We start from the raw sequence: 26,040 nt of genomic DNA, 5'->3' as shown, positions 1-26,040 counted from the left end.
AGTATAGATACAAAAAAGCCGACGCATGGCGTCGGCTCGGGTCAGGCGGCGATGAATGCGTGCTGGTATTTATGCAGCACCTCAGCTAATCGTCGTACCGGCTCGGTGACCTGTAACGGCGCCTCCCAGATACGCAATTTTTCCTGGTAGATGTCCAGTTCCTCCAGCAATTGATTGAAGTAACGCTGCTTCTTGTCATCGCTGGTGGCCGAAGTCACTTTGTCTGCAGTCTTACGCAGTTGGCGATGGTATGCCGAAAGATCGTCATTCACCGGTATCGGTGCATCACGCAGACGCTGGTGAGCAATGATTAATGTCAGCGCCAGACGATAACGCGGGATATCACCCGGGAACATATTCAGCAGTAAGAAAAGCTGCTGATACAGCGCGGGCAGATGGTTTTCTTTGCGGCGAGCCTTGTTGGTTGTTAACGCGGAAACCGCCGCAGAGACAAACTGGTTCAACAGTGTGCGACCCGTTCGGGCTTTCGAATTATCACGGATGATGAGTATCACCATCAGTGCCACGAAACAGCCAATAATTTGCCCCAACGCGCCATCCAAAAATGTATTGAAGTGAAACGTCATGGGGTTATCTAACACGATAACGTTAATTGTCCCGGCCAGCGCCCCCATCGAACCCAACCGCCGTTTCTGTACTTCGATACCAATAAAGAACGCCAATAACGCAAGGCTAATAGAAAGCAGCACCATACTTTGCTGTGTCGCGGGAATGATGACCAGAAAATAGAGTCCCCCCAGCGGCAATGCCACCAGCATTCCGTAGAGAAAATCGAGTGCCACCATGCGAGGGTTCGGCAAACGCATGGCGAGCGATGTGACCACCGCGATCATGACCATGGCACCGCTACCGGATGTCCAACCGGTAGCAAGCCAGAACAAGCAGCCCAACAGGCAAGAAATGGTGGTTCGCCAGAAGTTGATCATCGCGTGGTGACCTTCAGCAGACTGCACTTTGACCACAACTTCCTGGGTTAAAATCTCTTCTTCAATCGCATTGATACGAGTATTGCTGATAACACCTCGTTTCAGCACTAAATAGCGCGTCGCCTCGCTAACCCAGCTGCGGATGGTGACAGGGGTATATTTCTCACCAGCGAACGACACGACTTTGCGGATAACTTTCAACTGCTGATGTACATCCGCAGCTGTTTCTACCGGCGTTTCAAATAACTCGCGAAATTCAGGGGTGACAAATTCAGGGCGCGTATTTTGAATCAGGAAGGTTTCACACGCTTGCGTAATCAAGGCCAGAGAAACCGCATTCAGTGCTTTCAGGCGACGGTTCGCGCGTCCCCAGCGAGCAGATTCAATTTTCAGGTTATCGCGCATTCCTTCAATCACAGTGGTGCGCTGAACCAGGCTTGCCCAGGCCTTATCGACCTCTTCTTTATCGCCATGCGCAATACACAACTGCATCAGGCGGTAATGATCCACTAACAGGCTATCAAGTTGACGATCGATTTCTTTTTTAATCGAACGCGGGGAGAAAATTAAGTCGGCAATAATGGCACAAACAATACCAATGACAATTTCACTGCATCGCTCAACGGCAAACTGCGGCGCCACCAGAGGATTGGCTTGAATGGTGACAATAATAATCAGCGCGGTGTAGCCCGCCAGACCCCAGGCATAGGAGTTTTCGACTTTAACTAGTGAGGAAATCCAGGTGCAAAATCCGGCCCAGATACAGCACACCAGCAACATAACGACGGGGGCACGGATCAGTGTCGTGATGATGAATAACGCGGCGAAACAACCAATAAATGTGCCGACAATACGCAGCATTCCGCGATAGCGAATCGCTCCAGAATAGGGTTCACCGCCCGCCGCAAAAGCAGGCCCGGCGGCGACCAACACTGACGTCAGCACCGCCCAGCGCGGGGTTTCCAGTTCAAAATGAAACCCTACCCATAGCGCCAGCACGATGGCAAAAGCCAGTTTGAAAGCGAAGCGCAAATGTAACCGCGAAATATAATACATATCGACCTACGCTTAACCGAACTCACGCAAACGATGCATGAGTTTAATGAATACCGATTCGTGGTCAGTATTTCTGTCTTTATCCCCTGTTACCACGACGGTTGCCGTTGTCCCGGCGGGATAGAGATTTGCCTGTTGCTCATCAAGGTGAATGCGTACCGGCACACGTTGCGCCAGACGTACCCATTCGAGATTGGAATCAACAGTCGCCATACCTTTGCTGTCTCTGGTGCTACTGGCATTGGTCACACCGGCAGAAAGGCTATCGACCGTTCCACGTAATACACGATTGCTGCCAAGCGGTGTGATTTGCACCCGGTAACCTGGGCGAATACCGTCAAGCTTGGTTTCTTCCATGTAGGCAAGAATGTAGAAAGAGCCTCGTTTGACCAGCGCCACAGCGGTTGAGCCACGGGTAATAAACTCACCGGTATACACATTCAGGTTAGTTACCCAACCTTCTGCTGGTGCGCGAATGATGGTACGTTGCAAGTCCAGTTCGGCTAAATCACGGGTTGCTTCAGCTTTGGCTAACTGATGCAAAACCGTCTGAAGCACATTGTTGGACTGTTCGATTTCTTCACGCGACATTGCCTGCGTGCCTAATGAATTACGACGCCCGGCTTCACGGCGCTTCTCGCCAGCTAAAACCTGGAAGTAAGAAACATCGGCTTGAGCTTGTTCTAATGCTTTCTGATAACGGGGCTGATCGATAGTGAAGAGAATTTGATCTTTCTTCACCAGCTGGTTGTCGTGGACCTTCACATCGGTAATTAAGCCGGAGACATCGGGTGCAATCGCGACAACGTCTGCGGTAAAGCGGGCGTCACGCGTCCACGGTGATTCGGTATAAAACACCCAGGCGCGGTAGATAGCGATGAAAGCCAGCAGCACCAGAATTAGTGTGATGGCAGTGCGGATCATTTTTGTTGTAAGTGCTTTCACATCAACCTCAAACAAACAGGCGCGAGATCAGATAAAACAGGCAGCAATAAAGTGCTGTGTTAAATAATGCCGGGTGCCAGACAAAATCATAAATTCCCGTCGGAGTCAGCAGACGGCGAACCAACCAGAACAACGCCAGCGATAAAATCAGCTCGAAGAATATCGGCGGAAAAGAAAGACCGAATATCACGATAACGGGAAATAGACTCATGTTAACCTTGCAGAAAATACAGAAGACACAAACCCTGGGACAGCCAGGAATGCTGAGCTAACGAATGATACGGGTCGTGTTGTTAATAATATATTACCGCAATAGTTAGCCCGTTATCTATAATCTGTGATCTAAATCACTTTTCACTCAGAGTGAACAATGGAAAGACTTAAGCGCATGTCGGTTTTCGCCAAAGTTGTCGAGCTTGGCTCTTTTACCGCCGCGGCCAGACAGCTAGAAATGAGCGTATCGTCCATCAGCCAAACGGTTTCAAAACTCGAAGACGAGCTGCAAGTAAAGTTGCTAAACCGCAGCACACGCAGCATTGGGCTAACCGAAGCCGGTAAAATATACTTTCTTGGCTGCCGTAAAATGCTGCATGAAGCGCAAGCCGTGCATGAGCAGCTTTATGCTTTCAACAACACGCCCATCGGCACGCTACGTATCGGCAGTTCTTCAACTATGGCACAAAATGTCCTCGCGTCCATGACCGCTGACATGCTTAAAGAGTACCCGGAATTAACGGTAAACCTGGTGACGGGCATTCCAGCCCCTGACTTAATTGCCGATGGTCTGGACGTCGTTATTCGTGTCGGTGCGTTGCAGGATTCAAGCCTGTTCTCCACACGCCTCGGATCGATGCCGATGGTAATTTGTGCCGCGAAAAGTTATCTGCAACAAAACGGCACGCCAGAAAAGCCCGCCGATCTTGCCAGTCATTCCTGGCTTGAATACAGCATTCGCCCGCACAATGAATTTGAATTGATCGCCCCGGAAGGCCTCACCACGCGCATGATCCCGCAAGGCCGGTTTGTCACAAACGATCCCATGACCTTAAGCCGTTGGTTAAAAATAGGTGCCGGGATCGCTTACGTTCCGCTGATGTGGGTGATCGATGAGATCAATGAAGGGACGCTTGAGATCTTAATGCCGAGCTATCAATCCGATCCTCGTCCGGTGTACGCACTGTATACCGAAAAAGATAAGCTGCCTCTGAAAGTACAGGTTTGTATTAACTACCTGACCGAGTATTTCGTGAAGGTTTCGCATCTTTATCAAGGGGTACGCGACAACAAAGGACGCGGTAAAGATGTGGGATAAAATGGGCGAGGTTGAAAGTCAAACAGCCGGGATAAACCCGGCTGGTTATGACTATCGAAACAAGAGTATTACGCTGTGCCGCCAACCGTCAGGTTATCGACTTTAAGCGTTGGCTGGCCGACACCGACAGGCAAACTCTGCCCTTCTTTGCCGCACACACCGACGCCGTTATCCAGTGCCAGGTCATTACCGACCATCGAAATCTGCTGCATGGTTTCGATGCCAGAGCCAATCAGCGTTGCACCTTTAACTGGCGTTGTGACTTTGCCATTTTCAATGAGATACGCTTCGGATGTTGAGAACACAAACTTACCGGATGTGATATCAACCTGCCCGCCGCCAAAGTTCGGGGCATAAATACCGTATTCCACGGATTCAATGATCTCTTGCGGCGTCGACTTACCGGCCAGCATGTAGGTGTTAGTCATGCGCGGCATTGGCAAGTGTGCGTAAGATTCGCGACGACCATTGCCCGTTGGCGCAACACCCATCAGGCGAGCATTGAGTTTGTCCTGCATGTAGCCTTTCAGCACACCGTTTTCAATCAACACATTGTATTGACCCGGAACGCCTTCGTCGTCAATGGCGACTGAACCACGGCGGTTTGCCATGGTGCCATCATCAACAACGGTACACAGTTCAGAAGCGACCAACTGGCCCATCTGACCGCTGAATACGGAAGTCCCGCGACGGTTAAAATCACCTTCTAAACCGTGGCCTACCGCCTCATGCAGCAGAACGCCTGGCCAGCCTGCGCCAAGCACCACCGGGAACATCCCGGCTGGAGCTGCGACGGCAGAAAGAGTCACCAGCGCCATGCGCACAGCTTCTTTCGCCCAGGCGTCAGCGCGAACTTCGCCATCAATGGTTTCAAGGAAAAATTCATAACCGAAACGACCGCCGCCGCCGCTAGAACCGCGCTCGCGTTTGCCGTTATCTTCAACCTGAACACTGACAGAAAGTCGTACCAAAGGGCGAACATCTGCCGCCAGAGTGCCGTCAGTGGCCGCTACCAGAATCAATTCATAGACGCCTGTCAGGCTGGCCGTGACTTCCTGAACGCGCTTATCTGCCGCACGAGCCACGCTATCAACACGTTTCAGGATGTCGAGCTTCTCTTCACGCGTCATGCTTTGCAGCGGATCTGCACTGGTATAAAGCGCGCTATGTTGCACCGCACCTAAAGTCTGAACGCGACCATTCCCTTTTTCCTGCACAATGCTTCGCGCAGCATGAGCACTTTGTTCCAGCGCTAAAAGACTGACCTGGTCGGCATAAGCAAAACCGGTTTTCTCGCCGCTAACGGCACGCACGCCAACACCTTGATCGATGTTATAAGAGCCATCTTTAATGATGCGGTCTTCCAGCACCCAGGATTCGTGATAACTGGACTGGAAATAGAGATCGCCATAGTCGAGACGACGCTCGGACAATTGTCCCAAAATGGAAAAAAGATCTTGATGGGTTAAGCCATTCGCAGACAGCAACTGCTCACTTACCAGGTTCAGACTCATCGTTTCGCTACTCTTATTTGTCTATCGATTGGAGATATCTATTGAGCTTGCGGCAATTAGCCGTCCGCGTCAAATCACTTAGCGTCGTTAACCCTTGGCTGGCGAAGCACTTCATTGATTTGCGGTTGGTCTACTGGACCGGTGATGTGGTAGCGCAGCACGGAGATTTTACTCCATAGCGGCCCCAACACTTTACTGGCTGCAAACACCGCAGCCCCAATAATTGGGTTAACTACAAAGGCAGTCGCAACGCCGACTGTCGCGGAAATTTCAGGTGCCACAACCGCTTCGACATCAAGACGGCGTCGAACCAAATCCACAGAACCTTTCAAGCCGATATCCGCTTCCAGACCATCCACCAGCGTATCGTCGCTGTGTAACTGACCGTCTTTAATCCACGCCGTGCTGCGAATCGAGTCGAAGTAGAAGCCATCTCCGAAAGTATCGCTGAAGTCAAAACGCAGTTTGCGCATCAACGCATCGACACTGACCAGACGCAATAATTGACCGGCATGCCCCGTGCCGAGATCTGCAATCTGACCCTTGCCTAATTTGGCGTGCAGGATACCGTTTAATGTCGCCACATCTGGCTGCCAGGGTTTATCGCGCCAGTGCAAATCATAATCGACGTCGAACGACGAACCTTGAATCGGTGTTTTCACGCCGAAGAAGTTAGTCGCGGCATCCAGTTTGCCGCCATGAAGTTTACCTTTTATAGAGGTACGTTCTTCATCCGGGCTATTAACCCATTGCCCCGTACCGGTGAGCCTCGCAAATCCGGTGTCCACTAAACCATTCTCTAATTCCAGGGTGTTCCCTTTGAACGCGAAGTCAGCTTCCATGCGTCCAAATTTTTGCCCCATCAACCAGCATTCAGCGCAACGCAGTTGCACATCAGGCCAGGACCGGAAATCAATTGAACCACGTTCATCAAGGAGAGGATGGCTGGCTGATTTGGTGGAGCCGCTATTCCAGTCAGGGTTGAAATAGAGATACTTGATGGCTGCCCTCCACGGTGCATTATCTTGCATCGTCAGAGAGCCATTCACTTCGCGGCCTTGCGCTTCAACACGCGTGCCGCCGGGTATTGCGTGAGAAACCAGACTCAGGTTGTTCCACTGCTGGCCGCCAAGCGTCAAAGACGGGGTTCGCAAGGTGACATTCGTCGGGAATGAGGCTGAATTACCGACGCTATCAGCGGCTCCCTGGCTAAACAGCGCCAGCCACTGCGCACCGTTCATCGCCGGAAGATCGAGTTCCAGCCCTGAATTCTCAGGCAAAGGCGGGGTAGTCTGGCTATTTGAAGCCCAAATAGCCCGATCAAGCGTGAGCTTTTTATTGAGCAACCAACGGCTGGAAAAATGATTTTTCGCACCAGCACTACCGGTCAGATTAAAGCTATTCAGGTCGCCTTTTACCGCGACTTTCAACGGCTGAGGCTGGCCTGCTGCTTTATCGACAGGTGCAGGTAAGTGACTACTTACATTTTTCAGATCCGCATCGACATTGACCTGATAAGTTGCCTGACCACGGTAAGGGAGTTTTATCGCAACATCACCTTTCCATGGAATGTTACCGCTCAACTCTTTATTGATAGGCTCAGGCAAAATGCCCATTTTTGTTGGCTGCCAGTCGCCCAGTAAATTAACCCCAATCTGGTAATCCTTGTCACCCGTTTTGGTATTAAAATCAATAGTTACAGGCTGATTAAACCACGTCGCTTTCAGCGGTTCGCTGTTCAGGTCGCCATTCACAAAGCTGAACTTGCCCGTCAGATTGCTCAGGGTGCTGGATAGCGGTTTTATCAACAAAGTATTGTTGTTGAGCTGAACATCGCCTTTTGCCGTTGTCATGGTGCCATCAAGCGGAATATCCAGATGTAAGCGAGCATTCACATCGCCTCCAATCTGGAGTTCATCAAGAGCGGCTGATAACGAATCTTTAAGAGGCGTGTCTTTGAAGTACGGGCCAACCGCACTCCCTGGGCCGCTGATATCAGAATCAATCAACAGCTTTTCTTTAGAGTAATCCGGGATAATCGCCGTAAGGTTACGCCCGGTCACGCCACCCAGTTTCACTTCATCAGATTTCATCCACAGACCGTCGTTAATGAAATCGAGAGTAATATTCAGGTTTTCTAATGCAGGCCAGTCCGGCTGGAAGGCAAACTTTGCATTACGCAGTGGAACGTAGACTTCAAACTGGCCTTCGTTGTGCAAGTAAGGGAAAAGATGCGGGTTGCCACCGTAGACCAGCGTCGCGTTATCCGCTTCACCACCCTGAATGGCGCCACTGAGGTAATCCACCAGCTCTTTGCCCATCAGGTTTTCTGGGAAATAACGCCAGGCATCTGCGCCATTATGCGTGCTGATTCCAGCCAGAATGCCTAACCAAGGATCGCCATCCTTCGGCTGGTAATAACGGAAATCACCCGCAGCCCAAACCGAGCGTGCTTTAACATCAAGGTTTTTGCCATCAAGCTGAAAACCTTCGACATTTTTCTGCCATTCAAGCGTTGCGACACCACGTTCAATTTCCAGCGGTGCGCGGAACACACCTTCATAGGGCATTTTGGCATCAAGAACCTGCGCATTCAGTTGCCCGTGCCCAACGCTTCCTGTTATCGATCCGGAGAAATGCTCAACGCCCGGTAACATCTTCCATTGGTTCCAGCTGACCTCTTTCCAGCGCCCTTGCATACGCGTGTTTTCGGTTTGTTGGAGAGGAATATCAACCGCCAGCACGTCTATATGTCCGCGCGGTTTCAGTATGGTCCAAATCTCGCCCAGGTCTGGTGAAATTTTCTCAGCGATAGGCAGCAAGCCAGTGAAACTTTCCAGCTCCATGTTTGTTGCACGAATGCGCAATTCGTCACTGCGGGTGCTTTCTTTCCCGCCGACATTCTGCGGAGCAATCCACGCCAGGGCGAGCGAGCCTTTTGGCCAGGTTTTGCCATCAAGAGTGATATTTGTGGAAGGAACAGCAAGGTTCCAGCCCGCGTCAGAACGATTAACGTGGGCCATTAAATTATCAACAGACAACTGATGCGAAGTGCTTTTCCCCGCCCAACTTGCGCCGCCTTGTTTCAGCCAGACGTTGCCCCCGGAAATGTCTCCATCTTTGATATCCATCCAGGCTTCAAGAGTGAATTCAGCGGTTTGCAAATCGACATTGTCTTTCATCCAGCGGCCAAGCCACGGTTTCACGTCGACGTTATCAGCCTGCAACCAGACCTTGCCAATATTCAGCAAACCATTTTCGTCACGCAAATCCATACGCACTTTTGCCAGGCCGTGTTGACCCGTAAAGCTCGACAAGCTCACAAGCCCTTCTGCGCGGTGGCGATTTTTTGTGTTTAGCCAGGTGAGTTGTGGAATAGCGAGTTCGGCGCGTTGGCCGGAAAGGGTCAAGAAACTCAGCGAGCTGTCACGTAGATCAAAGTGATCGAACTGGCGTAAAAAGAGATCGCTGATTTGACCTGGTTCGAATTTACTGTCGCTTTTGTTTTGGCTCAGCGGCGTGTTGGTGCGCAGCTGCAATTGATAAAAAGTGAGATCGCGAAATTGCCAACGCGCATGCAGCAGGCTTTGCCAGAGATCGAGCGCTAACGTGACGCGTTTTACGCTCATTTCGCCGCCGTCTTTCAGGCCCGCTTTGATATCGCGCACATCGAGTGTTGGGCCGTAATTCTCCCAGCTTGCTTTTATCTGGCTGGCATCGACAGGCGTGCCTGTCATGGCTTCGATTTTATCGAGTAGCGCTGGCCGCCAGGCATCGAGATGCGGCAAAACCAGCCGCAGACCACTCACCAGCAGTGCGACGATAACGATAAGCGTAGCGCCAGTGAATAGCAAAATGCCGGGCAGTCGCCTCACGTATATCTCCTTATCTACCGCCGGGGCGGAACTCAAAACTGCACTATCCGTGCAGCGAGTTACATCATAACAACGTCGAACTGCTCCTGATTATAGAGCGGCTCGATCTGCACTTTGACTTGTTTACCGACAAAAATTTCCACTTCTGCCAGCGAATGGGACTCTTCGCTTTTCAGCGCTTCCCCTACGGCAGGTGATGCATAAACCAGGAAACGATCGGAATCATAAGCATGATGCACACGCACGATTTCACGCATAATTTCATAGCAGACTGTCTCGACCGTTTTCACGGTGCCGCGCCCATGGCAGGTTGGACAGTCATTGCAAAGCACATGTTCAACGCTTTCACGAGTACGTTTGCGCGTCATCTCAACCAGACCAAGCTGTGAAAAACCATTAATACTGGTTTTGACCCGGTCTTTGCTCAGCGCCTGTTCAAGCGAATGCAGTACACGTCGGCGATGATCTTCATTACTCATATCGATGAAATCAATAATGATAATGCCGCCCAGATTACGCAAACGTAACTGGCGGGCAATCGCCTGAGTCGCTTCGATGTTGGTGTTGAAAATAGTATCGTCAAGATTACGATGGCCGACAAAAGCGCCGGTGTTGATATCAACGGTGGTCATCGCTTCCGTTTGATCGATAACTAAATAGCCGCCAGATTTCAGTTCAACTTTACGTTCCAGCGCGCGCTGAATTTCGTTCTCAACGTCAAACAAGTCAAAAATAGGCTGACGACCGCTGTAGTGTTCAATTTTTTCGTGCATTTCCGGCATGTATTCTGCGGTGAATTCCAGCAGCATGTCGTAAGTCAGACGGGAGTCGACGCGAATACGGTCGAGTGCCGCATCGGCAAAATCACGCAGCACACGCTGTGCCAGCGCCAATTCACCGTAAAGCTGGCAGCGGGTTTTGTTACGCTTTTTGCGCTCGCTGACTTTCGTCCAGACACGCTTTAAATATGCCGCATCTGACGCTAAATCGTCTTCACAGACGCCTTCAGCCGCGGTACGAATAATGAACCCGCCTTGTTCGTCACAATAGGCATTAACGACGCGCTTCAGGCGCTCACGTTCGGCTTCGCTTTCAATACGCTGAGAAACACCCACGTGCGAAGCGCCCGGCATAAAGACCAAATAACGGGAAGGCAGCGTGATGTCAGTTGTCAGACGTGCGCCTTTGGTGCCCAGCGGGTCTTTCACCACTTGCACCATTAAATCCTGGCCCTGACGAACTAATTCTGAGATGTCACGTACTGTGAAGTTTTTTCGCTCTTCACCTGCCACACATTCGGTATGCGGCATGATGTCAGAAGCGTGGAGAAACGCTGCCTTATCAAGGCCAATATCTACAAATGCCGCCTGCATCCCCGGAAGCACCCGGCTAACACGACCTTTGTAGATATTCCCTACGATCCCGCGACGAGCTTCGCGTTCAATATGAATCTCTTGCAGTATTCCACCATCAATGTAAGCCACCCGAGTTTCCGATGGGGTCACGTTGACTAATAATTCAGCCGTCATGTTTTCCTCGTCCATCACGCAATGCGTGAAAATTACTCAGCAATTCATAGGTTTCAACTAGCGGTAAGCCGACTACTGCATGATAGCTGCCATTAATCTTCCTGACAAAACAGCCACCAAGCCCTTGAATACCGTATGCCCCTGCTTTATCCATAGGTTCACCGCTGGCAACGTAACCGGCGATATCTTGTTCTGATAATGCACGAAATGTCACTTCAGTCGTCACCAGACAATCCAGCAACGATTCACTATCTGCCAGCGCTACTGCCGTCATGACTTGATGCTGGTTGCCGGACAACATTCGCAGCATCGAAACTGCATGTTGTTCATCTTTAGGCTTTTCCAGCACGTTGCCGTTGTAGATAACAATAGTATCTGCACCCAAAACCGGTAAATCACGGGGTGCAAGCGCCACGCCCGCACGCGCTTTATCACGCGCCAGGCGTACAACATATTGTTGCGCGCTTTCATGATTCAGTCGTTGTTCTTCAACATCGGTAATAATGCGCTCAAATGAGACGCCCAACTGCGTCAGAAGCTCCTGACGACGTGGGGAACCCGATGCAAGATACAAAGATGTCATGTTAAATCCTATTGCACAGCAAATTGTTGGCGAATTTTACGCATCAGCAAGAAAATCCATGGCCAGAGCACGCCATTCACGACACTACTCCAGAAGATTTCCGGACGGAAAGAGACGTTGATGACTAAAAATTCAGACCAGAAAACAATGACATCCGTCATCAGCGACAACAGCATTACGACCAGAGCCTGTTGCCAAAGCGCCAGATTACGGAATAGCTGATATTTCAACGCCACCAGATAAGCAACGATGCTCAGAGACAACGCCCGCACGCCAAGGGTGGAACCACTGATCAGATCCAGTATGGCACCCACCACAAAACCTGTGCCCACATTTACGCGGTGCGGCAATGCCAGTATCCAGTACAGCAGGATCAGTAAAACCCAGTCCGGACGATAGACTTTCAAATCGTCAGGCCAGGGCATGACTTGTAATAGCAAGGCGATAAGGAAAGAGAGCCAGATTACCCAACGCCCCTGGCTACGATAACTTCCCACTACTGCCCTCCCTGGGTCGCAGGAGCAGGAGAACCGGAGTTCACCGCAGGAGTCTGTACCACTCCCGTTGCCGGAGGTGGTACAGGGGCCGGAGCTGGCGGGCCAACAGAATCAGCTGGAGGTAAAACCTGCGGCATCATTTGCATCAAACGCTCATTGGCAACACGATGCACTTCATCCGGCGGCATCGGGGTTTTCCCTTCGCGATCCGCTCCCCATAACAGCAACAGATAACGCAGACGTTGCAAACCAGCGGTTGGGCGTGCCTGAATCACGGTGTAAGCACGTTGAGTATCAAGTTTCACCGAAGAAACGACACCCACAGGATAACCTTCCGGGAAGCGACCACCCAAGCCCGACGTCACCAACACATCGCCTACGCGGATGTCAGTGTTAGCAGGCAAATGTTCCAGTTGCAGATCGTCAGTGCAGCCGTTACCCGCCGCAATAATACGAATATCATTACGCAGAACCTGAATGGGTAGCGCATGGGTCGCATCGCAGATCAGCAAAACGCGGCTGGTGAGTTTCGCTACCGCGACAACCTGCCCAACAACGCCTTTATCACTAATGACAGGCTGGCCTTCATAAACCCCGTTGACGCTGCCTTTATCAATAACCACCTGGTCACTGTAAGGATCGTTAACGGTTGAGATAACCTGTGTCACCATTTTTTGCTCGTCCTGACGCAACGGTGAGCCAAGCAGTTCGCGCAGGCGTGCGTTTTCCTGACGATATTGACCCATCATCAGTAATTCGCTGTTTTTCAGGATCAACTCCTGACGCAGTGCACGATTTTCGAGTTCTAGCTGGTCGCGTGATGCCAGTGTTTGCGAGACGCTGTCGAGCAATTCACGGGGACCATTTGAGACAAAATAGAAAGGGCTGACGGCAGTATCCATATACGTTCGAATCTGACTGAACGTACCCAGGCGACTATCGGCAATCATTACACCAATCGCCACCAGCACCGCCAAAATCAGGCGAAACTGTAACGAAGGGCCACGGCTAAAAATTGGCTTCATAGGCTATGCGTATTCCAGGGCCAGCAAGAAAGGGCAGTCTTGATGACTGCCCCTTACGTGCGGCTGATTACTCTTCGCTGAACAAGTCGCCGCCGTGCATGTCGATCATCTCCAGTGCCTTGCCGCCGCCACGGGCTACACAAGTCAATGGATCTTCTGCAACTACTACCGGAATGCCTGTTTCTTCCATCAGCAGACGGTCGAGGTTACGCAGCAATGCGCCGCCACCGGTCAGAACCATACCGCGCTCAGAGATATCTGACGCCAGTTCTGGTGGACACTGCTCCAGTGCAACCATCACCGCACTCACGATCCCCGTCAATGGCTCTTGCAGGGCTTCGAGGATTTCATTGGAATTCAGGGTAAAGCCGCGTGGAACACCCTCAGCCAGGTTACGACCACGCACTTCGATTTCAAGCACTTCATCGCCTGGGTAAGCAGAACCGATTTCGTGTTTGATACGTTCAGCGGTTGCTTCACCAATCAGTGAACCGTAGTTACGGCGCACATAATTAATGATGGCTTCATCAAAGCGGTCACCACCAATACGAACGGAAGAGGAGTAAACCACACCGTTCAGAGAGATAACGGCAACTTCAGTGGTACCACCACCGATATCCACAACCATAGAACCGGTGGCTTCAGAAACCGGCAGGCCAGCACCGATAGCCGCAGCCATTGGCTCTTCAATCAAGAAGACTTCACGAGCACCAGCGCCTTGAGCGGATTCACGGATTGCACGACGCTCAACCTGAGTTGCGCCGACTGGCACACACACCAAAACGCGCGGGCTTGGGCGCATAAAGCTGTTGCTATGCACTTGTTTAATGAAGTGTTGCAGCATTTTTTCGGTCACGAAGAAATCGGCGATAACGCCATCTTTCATCGGACGGATAGCTGCGATGTTGCCAGGGGTACGACCCAGCATCTGTTTAGCATCATGGCCTACGGCCGCAACACTTTTAGGTGAACCGGCACGATCCTGGCGAATGGCCACGACCGATGGCTCATTCAATACGATGCCTTGTCCTTTTACATAAATCAGGGTATTCGCGGTACCCAGGTCAATGGACAGGTCATTGGAAAACATGCCACGAAATTTTTTCAACATACTAAGGGATAATCCTGAAAGCTGGGGCGGAAACAAAATCCGCTTACTTTACCAACCACTCATTGCAGCGACAAGGCGCAAAAATGTTCTGCAATGGTGAAAAATTGTGCAATTCACTACGACTGTAACACCTTAGGCACGTTTATCCTCAACTGCAGAGGAAATAAACAAACGCTGTGGGTTAAACGAACAGTGCTGGGTAGCAAACTGGGTTCATTTCGTGCTTCAACAATCTGGTCAGCAGGCATAGTCGCCCCCTTGAGATGCAGCGCGCGTTATTCTACGTGAAATATTTATAAACGGCAGGTTAAACCGAGTATCTTTGCGAATATTTTTTCACGTTGCTGTCGAGGGGTTGTGAGGCGGCAAAAAAATCGCCCTGAGCACCCGTCACGCCTTTCTCCACCAGTGTCTGCCATTCACTTCGAGTTCTTACTCCCACCGCAAAAACTTGCGTCTGAGTCCCGTTACATGCCTCAACCAGGCTTTGAACAAACAGCTGATTTTCGGTTCGTTTCTCAATGTTTCGCACAAGCCCCGGGTGCAGTTTTATCAACTCAACATCCAACTCTTTAATATAAGACGTACCGACTACGGTCAAACCTGCCTGGGACACAGCAATTCTGGCTCCCAGCGCTTTGATTAAACGAACCACAGGTTGTAAACGGCTGATGTGTTGACAAACATCTGCCTCTGCAAGTTCAAAAAGAATACGTCGGCGTAAAGATTTTTCAGATTGCATCAGTGCATCACGCAGCCAACGCTGGAAGGGTACGCGAATTAATGATTCGACAGAGACCTGAATTGCCAGCGTTTCCTCTGGCCAGAAACCGACTAACGGTAACAAACGTGCAATGGTTTGTCGGTCATATTGCTCCGATAAACCAAACTGTTTCACCATCGGCAAATATTCCGCCGCCAGCACTTCTTGCTCGCCATCGAAAATTCGACACATGATTTCACGGTGGTGCACATAGCCATCGCGCTTAACCGATGGCTTTTGATAAAATCGTGGGCCGCCACGCTGCAAGACTTGCTCAATGAGCGTACGCCATTTAACGTTGCCGCGCCCTTTTTCAGGCAAAGTATCATCATACACCGACCAACCGTTGGTTCCCTGCAAGGAAGCGTTTCGCGTTGCTACCTCTGCATTCTCCATCACTTGCTCTTTGGTTTGCCCGCTACGCCAGGCGCAAATACCGATGTGCATCATGTCATTACGATCGAGCATCCGCGTCGGCGGTAACGAATCAACGGCTTTTAATAGCTGACTGGCGATGCTATCGGCTTCTTTTAATGTGCGATGCGGTAACAGAACGGCAAAATCGCTGCGGAAGTAGCGTGCCAGCAAAGCCCCCGGATAGCGCATCACAAATGTCGATAGCATATTAATAATGGTAAACAAATATTCTTCTACGGCACTTCGCCCCCACGTTTCATGCAGGGTATCGAAGTCCGGCAAACGAATGATCATCACCACCCCGTGCGCGCCAACTTGTTCTTGCTCATCAAGCAGCGTGGCCAGTTGGTTATCAAAAAACAGACGATTGTTCAGGCCAGTTTTCGCATCCTGGGCGGCGAAAGCACGAATCAACGTATCCATTCTGCTTCGTTGATCGCTGGCGTTCTGTAGATCGGATAGCAGCAAATCTAGCGCGCTGCTGGCTTGAGGCGGCCATTCCAGCACCGAACCTCGCGCCCCAACACCGCGCTCACCGTTGAGAATACGGCGTGCCCTATCCTCCAGTAATTCTTGCCCGGCAAGTTGCTTTTTCATCCAGCGAATAGCAAAGAACAGCACGATTAGCATGAAGCCGACCGTGATAGAAAGGGGGACTGTCGTGAATAAAGAGTTGTAGTAATTCGCAACTGGGTCGCGATATGTCAGGCTCAGAAACATCCCTGGATGCTTCATTAATTCAACGGTCACGGTGCGAAAACTGTAGCTGTTTCCCAACAAGCGATAGGTTTGCGCCAGTTGGTGCTGATAAACGGTGTTGTTGCCAATTTTGAAATCGACCTCGGTGATATCAATGGGGACCATCACTTCGTTGAGGCGTTTGATCAAAGCTTGCGGGGAACTTGAAACCAGCTCGTTATCAATAATGGTGGCAACCGCAACCACGCGTTGATGAACTTTATAGTGCATCGCATTGAAGAAGCTTAATGAACAACCGACAAGCGTCACAAAAATCGCGAGGCCGGTCAGTAGTGTCATAAAAGCAGAAAGTTTCGTCGTTAATCGCATCCTTGTGTTAACTCCGTTTGGTGAAGATATACTGCTAAAACACCCTAAGGCCTCATCTGATGCGGCATTACATAGCAAAAGCGCTGGCCAGGCAAACGCGGTGAACAGATTTTCACCCTTTGTTGCACCCGGCATTCTTTACACACCAGATTTCAAGTATAGCCTTCAGCCATTTTTTTCCCATGAACGTGATTCCGGCGTTGCCTGAGAGCATCTAATTTTCAATTTTTTGTGACATATTCGCAGGGATGTTCGTTCTCCGTCATGCTTAACGTATTAAGCAACGCAGGAGTTTAAGATGAAGAAGGTCACGCGCTTTACCGAAGCAGATGTCACAGCCGAATCAGTTTTTATGATGAAACGCCGCCAGGTACTGAAAGCGCTGGGGATCAGTGCCGCCGCTCTCTCAATTCCTCAAACGACTCATGCCGATATTCTTTCCTGGTTTAAAGGCAATGACAGGCCACCAGCGCCATCGGGCAAACCGCTGCAATTTAGCCAGCCTGAACAGTGGCAATCAAAACTCGCCATGACGCCAGAAGACAAAGTCACCGGATACAATAACTTTTATGAGTTCGGGTTGGATAAAGCCGACCCCGCAGCCAACGCCGGTAGCCTCAAAACCGATCCGTGGAAAATCACTATCAGTGGCGAAGTGGCAAAACCCCAAACTCTCGATCTGGACGATCTGTATAAGAAATTCCCGCTGGAGCAGAGAATCTATCGCATGCGCTGTGTTGAAGCCTGGTCGATGGTGGTGCCGTGGATCGGTTTCCCACTGAGCAAATTGCTGGCGATGGTTGAACCCACCAGCAAGGCGAAATATGTCGCCTTTGAAACCCTTTATGATCCGGAACAAATGCCGGGGCAAAAAGACCGCTTTATTGGCGGCGGGTTAAAGTATCCCTACGTGGAGGGTCTGCGTCTCGATGAAGCCATGAATCCTTTAACGTTGCTCACGGTCGGTGTTTACGGCAAAGCGCTCCCGCCACAAAACGGCGCTCCTATTCGACTCACCGTGCCGTGGAAATATGGTTTCAAGGGGATTAAGTCGATTGTCAGCATTAAATTAGTAAGCGAATTACCGCCCACCACCTGGAATATGGCCGCTCCCAACGAATATGGATTTTATGCCAACGTTAACCCGAACGTTGACCACCCGCGCTGGTCGCAAGCAAGCGAACGATTCATTGGCTCTGGTGGTGTGCTCGATGTGAAGCGTCAGCCGACGCTGCTTTTTAATGGCTATGCCGATCAGGTCGCTTCGTTGTATCGCGGCTTAAATCTGAAGGAGAACTTCTAAAGTGAGACTTACGGCGAAGCAAATTACCTGGCTTAAAGTGGTGCTGCATCTCGCCGCCTTCTTGCCGTTCTTGTGGCTGTTTTATGCGGCAAGCCAGGGGCTTTTAAGCGCCGATCCGGCAAAAGATATCCAACATTTTACCGGCAGAATGGCATTAAAATTGTTGCTGGCAACGCTCCTGGTCACACCGCTGGCACGCTACGGAAAACAACCGCTACTGATTCGCACCCGTCGCCTGCTGGGGTTATGGTGCTTTGCCTGGGCGACGCTTCATTTAACCAGTTACGCGATGCTGGAGTTGGGCATTAGCAATTTGTCGCTGCTTGGAAGAGAACTGGTCACGCGCCCGTATTTAACTTTAGGAATAATTAGTTGGTTGGTGCTGTTATCATTGGCGGCAACGTCGACCCAATCATTACAACGAAAGTTAGGTCCGCGCTGGCAAAAACTGCACAACCTCGTCTATCTTGTCGCTATCCTCGCACCTGTTCATTATCTGTGGTCAGTGAAGGTTATTTCCCCGCAACCACTGCTTTATGCTCTGGGCGCATTCATTCTGCTGGCCTTGCGCTACAAGAAATTCAGACAGTGGCGGCGATAACTCCAGATATGTGCTCATCCGTGCAAAAAAGTGATCAACTCGTCCCTTAAAAAGGATATGAGTTGATCATCTTCCCTGATAAGACCAGTATTTAGCTGCCAATTGCTACGAAATCGTTATAATGTGCGACTTTGGTTTTTCTGACAGGCCATTTTCTGGCTCTGAAGGTGACAACCGAGCAACTTAGGTATATTTTGTAAAATACCTACAAATTGCAGGAGATGGCAGCACGATGTCGGCTAATTTTCACATTTTGCTTTTGAATGGTCCGAATCTTAACATGCTGGGTACACGTGAGCCGGAGAAGTATGGCACGCTGACTTTAGCTCAAATTGTTAACTCGCTCGAAGACGAAGCGAAAACGTTAAATGTCTCGTTCAGCCACCTGCAATCTAATGCGGAATATGAGTTGATCGACCGAATTCATCAGGCTAAAGACACTGTCGATTTTATTCTGATTAATCCGGCCGCGTTTACGCATACGAGCGTTGCGCTGCGTGATGCCTTGCTGTCCGTGGATATCCCGTTCATCGAGATCCACCTCAGTAATGTTCATGCACGCGAGCCGTTCCGCCATCATTCGTATCTTTCTGATAAAGCGGTTGGTGTCATCTGCGGATTAGGCGCTGACGGCTATTCATATGCACTACAGACGGCGGTAAAACGCTTGTCAAAATCCATCTAAACAAGAGTACGGAACCCACTCATGGATATTCGTAAGATTAAAAAACTGATCGAGCTGGTTGAAGAATCAGGCATCTCCGAACTGGAAATTTCTGAAGGCGAAGAGTCTGTTCGTATCAGTCGCGCACCGGCAAATGCTGGCTTCCCGATGATGCAACAGGCTTATGCAGCTCCAATGTACCAGCCGCAGCCAACTCTGGCTGGCGCTGTTGCTCCTGCCGCAACACCGGTAATGGAAGCGCCAGCGGCTGCTGAAGTCAGTGGTCACATCGTGCGTTCCCCAATGGTCGGTACTTTCTACCGCACCCCAAGCCCGGATGCTAAATCATTTGTTGAAGTTGGCCAGAAAGTTAACGTTGGCGACACGCTTTGCATCGTTGAAGCGATGAAAATGATGAACCAGATCGAAGCTGATAAAGCCGGTGTGGTGAAAGCCATCCTGGTTGAAAATGGTCAACCGGTTGAATTTGACGAGCCGCTGGTCGTCATCGAGTAACGAGGCGAACATGCTGGATAAAATTGTCATCGCAAACCGTGGCGAGATTGCTCTGCGTATTCTTCGTGCCTGTAAAGAGCTGGGTATCAAGACTGTCGCTGTGCATTCCACTGCGGATCGCGATTTAAAACACGTTTTGCTGGCGGATGAAACCGTTTGTATCGGTCCTGCTCCGTCCGTAAAAAGCTATCTGAATATCCCGGCAATCATCTCTGCGGCAGAAATTACTGGCGCGGTGGCGATTCACCCGGGTTACGGCTTCCTGTCTGAAAACGCCAACTTTGCTGAGCAAGTTGAGCGTTCAGGCTTTATCTTCATTGGTCCGCGTGCTGATACTATCCGTCTGATGGGCGATAAAGTTTCTGCAATCAATGCAATGAAGAAAGCTGGCGTACCTTGCGTACCAGGATCTGACGGCCCACTGGACGGCGATATGGATAAAAACCGTGCCCATGCGAAACGCATCGGCTACCCGGTTATTATCAAAGCGTCTGGCGGCGGCGGCGGTCGTGGTATGCGCGTTGTACGTGGCGATGCAGACCTGGAACAATCCATTAATATGACCCGTGCGGAAGCAAAAGCTGCTTTCAACAACGATATGGTCTATATGGAGAAGTACCTCGAAAACCCACGCCACATCGAGATTCAAGTTCTTGCTGATGGCCAGGGTAACGCGATTTATCTGGCTGAACGTGACTGCTCAATGCAGCGTCGTCACCAGAAAGTTGTTGAAGAAGCGCCAGCACCAGGCATCACGCCTGAGCTGCGTAAATTCATCGGTGAGCGCTGCTCTAAAGCGTGTATCGATATCAACTATCGCGGCGCGGGTACTTTCGAGTTCCTGTTCGAAAACGGTGAGTTCTACTTTATCGAGATGAACACCCGTATTCAGGTTGAGCACCCGGTAACAGAAATGATCACCGGCGTTGACTTGATTAAAGAACAGCTTCGCATTGCAGCTGGACAGCCACTGTCTATCAAGCAAGAAGATGTTCAGGTTCGTGGCCATGCGGTTGAATGCCGTATCAACGCCGAAGACCCGAATACCTTCCTGCCAAGCCCTGGTAAAATTACTCGTTGCCACGTGCCGGGTGGTTTTGGTGTACGTTGGGAATCGCATATCTATTCCGGCTACACCGTTCCTCCATACTACGATTCAATGATTGCGAAGCTCATCTGTTACGGTGAAACTCGTGAAGTGGCAATCGCGCGTATGAAGAACGCCCTGGCGGAACTGATCATCGATGGCATTAAAACCAACGTTGATTTGCAGACCCGCATCATGAACGATGAAAACTTCCAGCATGGTGGGACTAACATCCACTATCTGGAGAAAAAACTGGGTCTTCAGGACTAAGTTTTCTCAAGTAGTGACATCGCTAAGAGGCCGATTATCCGGCCTTTTTCTTTTTTGATCCCCTACTTCTCGCTATGCGTTACAATCGCCGCTTTCCGCCAACTCAAGGGACAATAATGGACGCGCGTTTTGTTCAGGCCCATAAAGAAGCCCGCTGGGCGCTTTGGCTCACCCTTCTCTACCTTGCAGCATGGTTAGTGGCTGCTTACTTACCTGATAACCAAATCGGCCCAACCGGTCTCCCGCACTGGTTTGAAATGGCATGCCTGCTGGTACCTCTGCTTTTTATTTTGCTGTGCTGGGCGATGGTGAAGTTTATCTTCCGTGATATTCCGCTGGAGGATGATCATGCAGCTTGAAGTCATTTTGCCGCTAGTGGCGTATTTACTGGTGGTTTTTGGCATTTCTATGTACGCCATGAAACGCCGCACTACGGGTAATTTCCTCAACGAATATTTCCTCGGCAGCCGTTCGATGGGCGGGTTCGTATTAGCGATGACGCTAACTGCCACCTATATCAGTGCCAGTTCCTTTATTGGCGGCCCAGGAGCTGCTTATAAGTACGGCCTTGGTTGGGTATTACTGGCGATGATTCAGCTCCCGGCGGTGTGGTTATCATTGGGGATTCTGGGTAAGAAGTTTGCCATTCTTGCGCGTCGCTATAACGCCGTAACCCTGAACGACATGCTGTACGCTCGCTACCAAAGCCGCCTTTTGGTCTGGCTGGCAAGTATCAGCCTGCTGGTGGCTTTTGTCGGTGCCATGACCGTTCAATTCATCGGCGGTGCGCGTTTACTGGAAACCGCTGCGGGGATCCCTTACGAAACGGGATTGCTGATTTTTGGCATCAGTATCGCCCTTTACACCGCTTTTGGTGGCTTCCGCGCCAGCGTTCTCAACGATGCGATGCAAGGTATGGTGATGCTGGTTGGAACGATTTTGCTTTTGGTTGGCATTGTTCATGCGGCAGGCGGCTTGCATAACGCGGTTGATACGCTCCAGCAAATCGACCCGAAACTGGTGTCTCCGCAGGGGGCAGATGACATTCTGTCCCCAACGTTTATGACATCGTTCTGGGTATTGGTTTGTTTTGGGGTGATAGGGTTGCCGCACACGGCGGTACGTTGCATCTCTTATAAAGACAGCAAAGCCGTACACCGTGGCATTATTCTCGGCACTATTGTGGTCGCAATTCTGATGTTTGGTATGCACCTGGCGGGCGCGTTAGGCCGTGCGGTAATACCCGACCTGAAAGTGCCAGACCTGGTTATTCCAACGTTGATGGTGACGGTGCTACCGCCCTTCGCCGCGGGGATCTTCCTTGCAGCACCGATGGCGGCAATCATGTCGACAATTAATGCCCAATTGCTGCAATCATCCGCTACGATCGTTAAAGATCTCTATCTCAATATGCACCCTGAGCAGATCCACAACGAGACGCGCCTGAAGAGAATGTCTTCGGTGATCACGCTGATCCTCGGTGCGCTGTTGCTGCTTGCTGCGTGGCGTCCGCCAGAGATGATCATCTGGCTGAATTTACTGGCGTTTGGTGGACTCGAAGCTGTGTTCCTGTGGCCGTTGGTTTTGGGCCTCTATTGGGAGCGTGCTAATGCGGCCGGCGCACTGAGCGCGATGATTATTGGCGGTGGGCTTTACGCCGCGCTGGCGAGTTTCAAAATCCAGCTATTTGGCTTCCACCCAATTGTGCCATCCTTATTACTAAGTTTGCTGGCGTTCCTGATAGGCAACCGTTTCGGTCAGCCATTGCCCGCCCCAGCACTCGTTCCAACTACTGATAAATAAAGAGTTTCGCTATGCCATGGATTCAACTGAAAATTAATACCACCGGCGCAACCGCTGAAGAACTCGGCGATGCACTGATCGAAAGCGGCGCAGTATCCGTGACCTTTCAGGATACCCATGACACACCGGTATTCGAGCCATTACCTGGCGAAACCCGCTTATGGGGCGATACCGATGTGATCGGTTTGTACGACGCTGAAGCAGATATGAACGAAGTAGTCGCCATTCTCGAAAGCTGCCCACTGCTGAGCGTTGGTTTCCACTATAAAATCGAACAAATCGAAGACAAAGACTGGGAACGCGAATGGATGGATAATTTCCACCCAATGCGTTTTGGCCAGCGCCTGTGGATTTGCCCAAGCTGGCGTGATGTACCCGACGCCAACGCCGTCAATGTCATGCTCGACCCGGGTCTGGCGTTCGGGACAGGCACACACCCAACAACGTCGTTGTGCCTTGAGTGGCTTGATAGCTTAGATTTAGCAGGCAAAACCGTGATTGATTTCGGTTGTGGCTCCGGCATTCTTGCCATCGCGGCGCTGAAATTGGGTGCAGCGCATGCGATTGGTATCGACATCGATCCACAAGCGATTCAAGCCAGCCGTGACAACGCAGAACGCAACGGTGTTTCTGAGCGTCTGGAACTGTATCTGCCGAAGGACCAACCAGAAGCCATGAGCGCCGACGTGGTGGTCGCTAACATCCTGGCAGGGCCATTACGTGAGTTAGCACCATTAATCAGCGTGCTCCCAGTTCAGGGCGGTTTCCTTGGGCTTTCTGGAGTTCTGGCAAGCCAGGCTGAAAGTGTCTGCGAAGCATATCAGGATAAATTCACTCTCGACCCTGTTGCTGAAAAAGAAGAATGGTGCCGAATTACCGGCTTCAAACGCTAAGCCCCCTTAAAAGTGGCCAGTTGGCCACTTTTGCTCCTGACTTATTCCTAAATGTAACGCCCCCACCATTTTTGCCCCCTGCCTTCTGAAAGCCGAGTTTTATAATGCGCCGTTTCAAATGTGTCAGTTAAACGACGTTATTTAATAAAATTTATCAGGGAATGAATTAATGAAAACCACTTTGCGCACTCTGGCAGTTCTCGCAATGGGAATGCTGCCCGCTTTAGCAATGGCCTCTCACTGGAGTTACGAAGGTGAAGGCTCGCCAGAGCACTGGAGCGAAATCAGCCCAGAGAACCAAATGTGTAAGCAGGGTATGAATCAATCACCAATTGATATCAACAATACGCTTGAAGCGCACGTTAACCCGCTTAAAACCAGCTACGTTGACTCTCCGGCCACCATCATTAACAACGGTCATACGGTGCAGGCAGGTTTTACAGCCAATGCGAAAGATAGCGTGATGATTGATGGCGTTTCTTTCCAGCTCCAGCAGCTCCATTTCCATGCGCCAAGCGAAAACACCCTTCATGGCAAACATTACGATATGGAAATGCATCTGGTGCACAAGAATGCTGATGGGGAGCTTGCTGTGGTTGCAGTCATGTTCGAAACCGGAGCGGCAAACAGCGAATTGAGTAAACTTTGGCAGGCAATGCCAGCGAAGGCAGAAGAGTCTGGCGAACTCACCCAGAAAATCGATATCAACAAACTGTTACCCTCTGACTTGACCCACTATCGTTTCAGCGGCTCGCTGACAACGCCACCCTGTTCAGAAGGCGTCCGTTGGCTGGTAATGAAACACCCTGTGACGCTGTCTGAGCAACAACTGAAACAATTCACCTCAGTGATGCATCACGATAATAACCGCCCTGTACAGCCTTTACATGGCCGCGTGGTTGTTGAATAGATAGTCTATTAGCGGGGTTTTATACCCCGTTTTCATTTACTTTTGTCCCGCCTGACGTTAGCGTTTTCACGCAAAAAAACGAGATTTCACTCACATAAAAATGCATAAATCGGTGAACAAAGCAGCAGTTTATAGGGCAACAGCCGTCAAAATTGGTGAAGATTGCCACTCGGTTTCACAAAAATCAAAAAGAGCATAAATAAACCAAATCAAAATAAGTTACTGATAATTATCATTAATTTGTTTTAGCTATTATTCCATATGCGGATTCATTGATCTACGACAGCTGATTGTTCAAAGTTTGGCCTTTCATCTCAGGCTAAAAATGCGTAATATACGCCGCCTTGCAGGCAAGTATGGTCATTTCTTAACTCATGCGCATTGGACACCACCAGCTCAGGAATCGACTGATTGCAGCACCGATGGCTGGCATTACTGACAGACCATTCAGGACGCTGTGTTACGAGATGGGGGCAGGGCTTACTGTTTCGGAGATGATGTCATCTAACCCAGAAGTTTGGGCGAGCGACAAATCACGTTTACGGATGGTGCACGTGAATGAACCAGGTATTCGCACCGTGCAAATTGCTGGTAGTGATCCTGATGAGATGGCAGAGGCCGCACGCATTAACGTGGCTAATGGCGCCCAGATTATTGATATCAATATGGGATGCCCAGCGAAAAAAGTGAATCGCAAGCTCGCGGGTTCCGCTCTGCTGCAATACCCAAGTCTGGTGAAGTCTATCCTGACGACGGTCATTAACGCAGTTGATGTACCTGTGACGTTGAAGATTCGCACAGGCTGGGATACGGCGCACCGTAACTGTGAAGAGATTGCCCAACTGGCTGAAGACTGTGGCATTCAGGCTCTGACAATTCATGGACGCACCCGCGCCTGTTTATTTCAGGGAGATGCTGAATACGACAGCATTCGGGCAGTTAAGCAGAAAGTTTCCATTCCGGTAATCGCGAATGGTGACATTACTGACCCGCTTAAAGCCAGAGCTGTGCTTGACTATACAGGGGCTGATGCTCTGATGATAGGACGTGCAGCTCAGGGAAGACCCTGGATCTTTCGGGAAATCCAGTATTATCTGGACACTGGAGAGCTGCTTCCTCCCCTGCCTCTGGCAGAGGTGAAGCGCTTACTTTGTGGGCATATTCGCGAACTTCATGACTTTTATGGTCATGCAAAGGGATACCGGATTGCTCGCAAACACGTTTCCTGGTACCTACAGGAACACGCTCCAAATGACCAGTTTCGGCGCACATTCAACGCCATTGAGGATGCAAGCGAACAGCTTGAGGCGTTGGAGGCATACTTCGAAAATCTTGCGTAATTAGAAATAAA

General features: G+C 50.5%; 22 protein-coding genes. 11 read left to right on the top strand and 11 right to left on the bottom strand.

What is annotated here, in order from left to right; genetic code table 11:
- Positions 1-41: 41 nt before the first annotated feature.
- From aaeB to aaeX, 3 genes are read right to left on the bottom strand one after another with little or no spacing between them, the layout of a single operon-like run.
- Positions 42-2,003, bottom strand: a complete 1,962-nt coding sequence (gene aaeB, locus DY231_RS02315) for a p-hydroxybenzoic acid efflux pump subunit AaeB (protein WP_115627134.1) — start codon at positions 2,001-2,003, stop codon at positions 42-44.
- A 12-nt stretch (positions 2,004-2,015) separates the two neighbouring features.
- A complete protein-coding gene (gene aaeA, locus DY231_RS02310) occupies positions 2,016-2,927 on the bottom strand; it encodes a p-hydroxybenzoic acid efflux pump subunit AaeA (protein ID WP_370511344.1) in 912 nt (303 codons plus the stop codon).
- Between the two features lie 28 nt (positions 2,928-2,955).
- Positions 2,956-3,159: a p-hydroxybenzoic acid efflux pump operon protein AaeX gene (gene aaeX, locus DY231_RS02305; RefSeq protein WP_034498893.1), complete on the bottom strand. Its 204-nt coding sequence runs from the start codon at positions 3,157-3,159 to the stop codon at positions 2,956-2,958.
- 159 nt (positions 3,160-3,318) lie between these two features.
- On the opposite strand from aaeX, the gene aaeR reads away from it, so the two are divergent.
- Positions 3,319-4,260: an HTH-type transcriptional activator AaeR gene (aaeR, locus tag DY231_RS02300; RefSeq protein WP_115627132.1), complete on the top strand. Its 942-nt coding sequence runs from the start codon at positions 3,319-3,321 to the stop codon at positions 4,258-4,260.
- A gap of 68 nt (positions 4,261-4,328) precedes the next feature.
- Here aaeR and tldD read toward each other — a convergent pair whose 3' ends face one another.
- The 8 genes from tldD to csrD form a co-directional block, all read right to left on the bottom strand.
- Positions 4,329-5,774, bottom strand: coding sequence for a metalloprotease TldD (tldD, locus tag DY231_RS02295; protein WP_034498895.1), 1,446 nt, complete (start codon positions 5,772-5,774; stop codon positions 4,329-4,331).
- Positions 5,775-5,848: 74 nt separating this feature from the next.
- Positions 5,849-9,649, bottom strand: a complete 3,801-nt coding sequence (gene yhdP / locus DY231_RS02290) for an AsmA2 domain-containing protein YhdP (RefSeq protein ID WP_115627131.1) — start codon at positions 9,647-9,649, stop codon at positions 5,849-5,851.
- A gap of 59 nt (positions 9,650-9,708) precedes the next feature.
- The gene (gene rng, locus DY231_RS02285) at positions 9,709-11,178 is read right to left on the bottom strand and encodes a ribonuclease G (RefSeq protein WP_034498898.1); all 1,470 of its coding nucleotides are present in this window, start codon (positions 11,176-11,178) and stop codon (positions 9,709-9,711) included.
- Positions 11,168-11,761: a Maf family protein gene (locus DY231_RS02280; protein ID WP_115627130.1), complete on the bottom strand. Its 594-nt coding sequence runs from the start codon at positions 11,759-11,761 to the stop codon at positions 11,168-11,170. Before DY231_RS02280 ends, rng begins: the two co-directional genes overlap by 11 nt.
- 8 nt (positions 11,762-11,769) lie before the next feature.
- Positions 11,770-12,258 (bottom strand): rod shape-determining protein MreD, encoded by a 489-nt coding sequence (gene mreD / locus DY231_RS02275; protein WP_034498903.1) that lies wholly within the window; start codon positions 12,256-12,258, stop codon positions 11,770-11,772.
- Positions 12,258-13,283, bottom strand: coding sequence for a rod shape-determining protein MreC (gene mreC / locus DY231_RS02270; protein ID WP_115627129.1), 1,026 nt, complete (start codon positions 13,281-13,283; stop codon positions 12,258-12,260). The genes mreD and mreC overlap by 1 nt, the downstream gene beginning before the upstream one ends.
- Positions 13,284-13,350: 67 nt before the next feature.
- Complete coding sequence (mreB, locus tag DY231_RS02265; protein WP_034498906.1) at positions 13,351-14,394, bottom strand: rod shape-determining protein MreB; 1,044 nt, start codon at positions 14,392-14,394, stop codon at positions 13,351-13,353.
- A 307-nt stretch (positions 14,395-14,701) separates the two neighbouring features.
- A complete protein-coding gene (csrD, locus tag DY231_RS02260; protein ID WP_115627128.1) occupies positions 14,702-16,642 on the bottom strand; it encodes an RNase E specificity factor CsrD in 1,941 nt (646 codons plus the stop codon).
- Positions 16,643-16,940: 298 nt separating this feature from the next.
- Between csrD and msrP the strand changes: the two genes are divergently transcribed.
- From msrP to dusB, 10 genes are all read left to right on the top strand, one after another.
- Positions 16,941-17,945 (top strand): protein-methionine-sulfoxide reductase catalytic subunit MsrP, encoded by a 1,005-nt coding sequence (msrP, locus tag DY231_RS02255; RefSeq protein ID WP_115627127.1) that lies wholly within the window; start codon positions 16,941-16,943, stop codon positions 17,943-17,945.
- Between the two features lies 1 nt (position 17,946).
- Positions 17,947-18,546, top strand: a complete 600-nt coding sequence (gene msrQ, locus DY231_RS02250) for a protein-methionine-sulfoxide reductase heme-binding subunit MsrQ (protein WP_115627126.1) — start codon at positions 17,947-17,949, stop codon at positions 18,544-18,546.
- A 232-nt stretch (positions 18,547-18,778) separates the two neighbouring features.
- A complete protein-coding gene (gene aroQ / locus DY231_RS02245; RefSeq protein WP_115627125.1) occupies positions 18,779-19,231 on the top strand; it encodes a type II 3-dehydroquinate dehydratase in 453 nt (150 codons plus the stop codon).
- 21 nt (positions 19,232-19,252) lie between these two features.
- Complete coding sequence (gene accB / locus DY231_RS02235) at positions 19,253-19,726, top strand: acetyl-CoA carboxylase biotin carboxyl carrier protein (protein ID WP_034498916.1); 474 nt, start codon at positions 19,253-19,255, stop codon at positions 19,724-19,726.
- A gap of 10 nt (positions 19,727-19,736) precedes the next feature.
- Positions 19,737-21,083: an acetyl-CoA carboxylase biotin carboxylase subunit gene (gene accC, locus DY231_RS02230; RefSeq protein WP_034498918.1), complete on the top strand. Its 1,347-nt coding sequence runs from the start codon at positions 19,737-19,739 to the stop codon at positions 21,081-21,083.
- Positions 21,084-21,199: 116 nt separating this feature from the next.
- Positions 21,200-21,442 carry a YhdT family protein gene (locus tag DY231_RS02225; RefSeq protein ID WP_115627124.1) on the top strand — a complete coding sequence of 81 codons (243 nt, stop codon included), beginning with the start codon at positions 21,200-21,202 and terminating at the stop codon, positions 21,440-21,442.
- Positions 21,432-22,886 carry a sodium/pantothenate symporter gene (panF, locus tag DY231_RS02220; RefSeq protein ID WP_115627123.1) on the top strand — a complete coding sequence of 485 codons (1,455 nt, stop codon included), beginning with the start codon at positions 21,432-21,434 and terminating at the stop codon, positions 22,884-22,886. The genes DY231_RS02225 and panF overlap by 11 nt, the downstream gene beginning before the upstream one ends.
- 11 nt (positions 22,887-22,897) lie before the next feature.
- On the top strand, positions 22,898-23,779 hold the full coding sequence (gene prmA, locus DY231_RS02215; RefSeq protein WP_115627122.1) for a 50S ribosomal protein L11 methyltransferase: 882 nt from the start codon (positions 22,898-22,900) through the stop codon (positions 23,777-23,779).
- Between the two features lie 169 nt (positions 23,780-23,948).
- Positions 23,949-24,689, top strand: a complete 741-nt coding sequence (locus DY231_RS02210; protein WP_115627121.1) for a carbonic anhydrase — start codon at positions 23,949-23,951, stop codon at positions 24,687-24,689.
- A gap of 374 nt (positions 24,690-25,063) precedes the next feature.
- Positions 25,064-26,029 carry a tRNA dihydrouridine synthase DusB gene (gene dusB, locus DY231_RS02205; protein WP_034498926.1) on the top strand — a complete coding sequence of 322 codons (966 nt, stop codon included), beginning with the start codon at positions 25,064-25,066 and terminating at the stop codon, positions 26,027-26,029.
- The last annotated feature ends 11 nt before the right edge of the window (positions 26,030-26,040 follow it).

Origin of the sequence: Buttiauxella agrestis (assembly GCF_900446255.1) — a bacterium.
Taxonomy (GTDB): Bacteria; Pseudomonadota; Gammaproteobacteria; order Enterobacterales; family Enterobacteriaceae; genus Buttiauxella; species Buttiauxella agrestis.
This window is presented reverse-complemented; position numbering and strand designations above follow the sequence as displayed.

Excerpts from the sequence above, each read along its gene's own strand:
- aaeB (WP_115627134.1), bottom strand. The coding sequence starts at position 2,003 with ATGTATTATATTTCGCGGTTACATTTGCGCTTCGCTTTCAAACTGGCT.
- aaeA (WP_370511344.1), bottom strand. The coding sequence starts at position 2,927 with ATGATCCGCACTGCCATCACACTAATTCTGGTGCTGCTGGCTTTCATC.
- aaeX (WP_034498893.1), bottom strand. The coding sequence starts at position 3,159 with ATGAGTCTATTTCCCGTTATCGTGATATTCGGTCTTTCTTTTCCGCCG.
- aaeR (WP_115627132.1), top strand. The coding sequence starts at position 3,319 with ATGGAAAGACTTAAGCGCATGTCGGTTTTCGCCAAAGTTGTCGAGCTT.
- tldD (WP_034498895.1), bottom strand. The coding sequence starts at position 5,774 with ATGAGTCTGAACCTGGTAAGTGAGCAGTTGCTGTCTGCGAATGGCTTA.
- rng (WP_034498898.1), bottom strand. The coding sequence starts at position 11,178 with ATGACGGCTGAATTATTAGTCAACGTGACCCCATCGGAAACTCGGGTG.
- DY231_RS02280 (WP_115627130.1), bottom strand. The coding sequence starts at position 11,761 with ATGACATCTTTGTATCTTGCATCGGGTTCCCCACGTCGTCAGGAGCTT.
- mreC (WP_115627129.1), bottom strand. The coding sequence starts at position 13,283 with ATGAAGCCAATTTTTAGCCGTGGCCCTTCGTTACAGTTTCGCCTGATT.
- mreB (WP_034498906.1), bottom strand. The coding sequence starts at position 14,394 with ATGTTGAAAAAATTTCGTGGCATGTTTTCCAATGACCTGTCCATTGAC.
- csrD (WP_115627128.1), bottom strand. The coding sequence starts at position 16,642 with ATGCGATTAACGACGAAACTTTCTGCTTTTATGACACTACTGACCGGC.
- msrP (WP_115627127.1), top strand. The coding sequence starts at position 16,941 with ATGAAGAAGGTCACGCGCTTTACCGAAGCAGATGTCACAGCCGAATCA.
- aroQ (WP_115627125.1), top strand. The coding sequence starts at position 18,779 with ATGTCGGCTAATTTTCACATTTTGCTTTTGAATGGTCCGAATCTTAAC.
- accB (WP_034498916.1), top strand. The coding sequence starts at position 19,253 with ATGGATATTCGTAAGATTAAAAAACTGATCGAGCTGGTTGAAGAATCA.
- accC (WP_034498918.1), top strand. The coding sequence starts at position 19,737 with ATGCTGGATAAAATTGTCATCGCAAACCGTGGCGAGATTGCTCTGCGT.
- DY231_RS02225 (WP_115627124.1), top strand. The coding sequence starts at position 21,200 with ATGGACGCGCGTTTTGTTCAGGCCCATAAAGAAGCCCGCTGGGCGCTT.
- panF (WP_115627123.1), top strand. The coding sequence starts at position 21,432 with ATGCAGCTTGAAGTCATTTTGCCGCTAGTGGCGTATTTACTGGTGGTT.
- prmA (WP_115627122.1), top strand. The coding sequence starts at position 22,898 with ATGCCATGGATTCAACTGAAAATTAATACCACCGGCGCAACCGCTGAA.
- DY231_RS02210 (WP_115627121.1), top strand. The coding sequence starts at position 23,949 with ATGAAAACCACTTTGCGCACTCTGGCAGTTCTCGCAATGGGAATGCTG.
- dusB (WP_034498926.1), top strand. The coding sequence starts at position 25,064 with ATGCGCATTGGACACCACCAGCTCAGGAATCGACTGATTGCAGCACCG.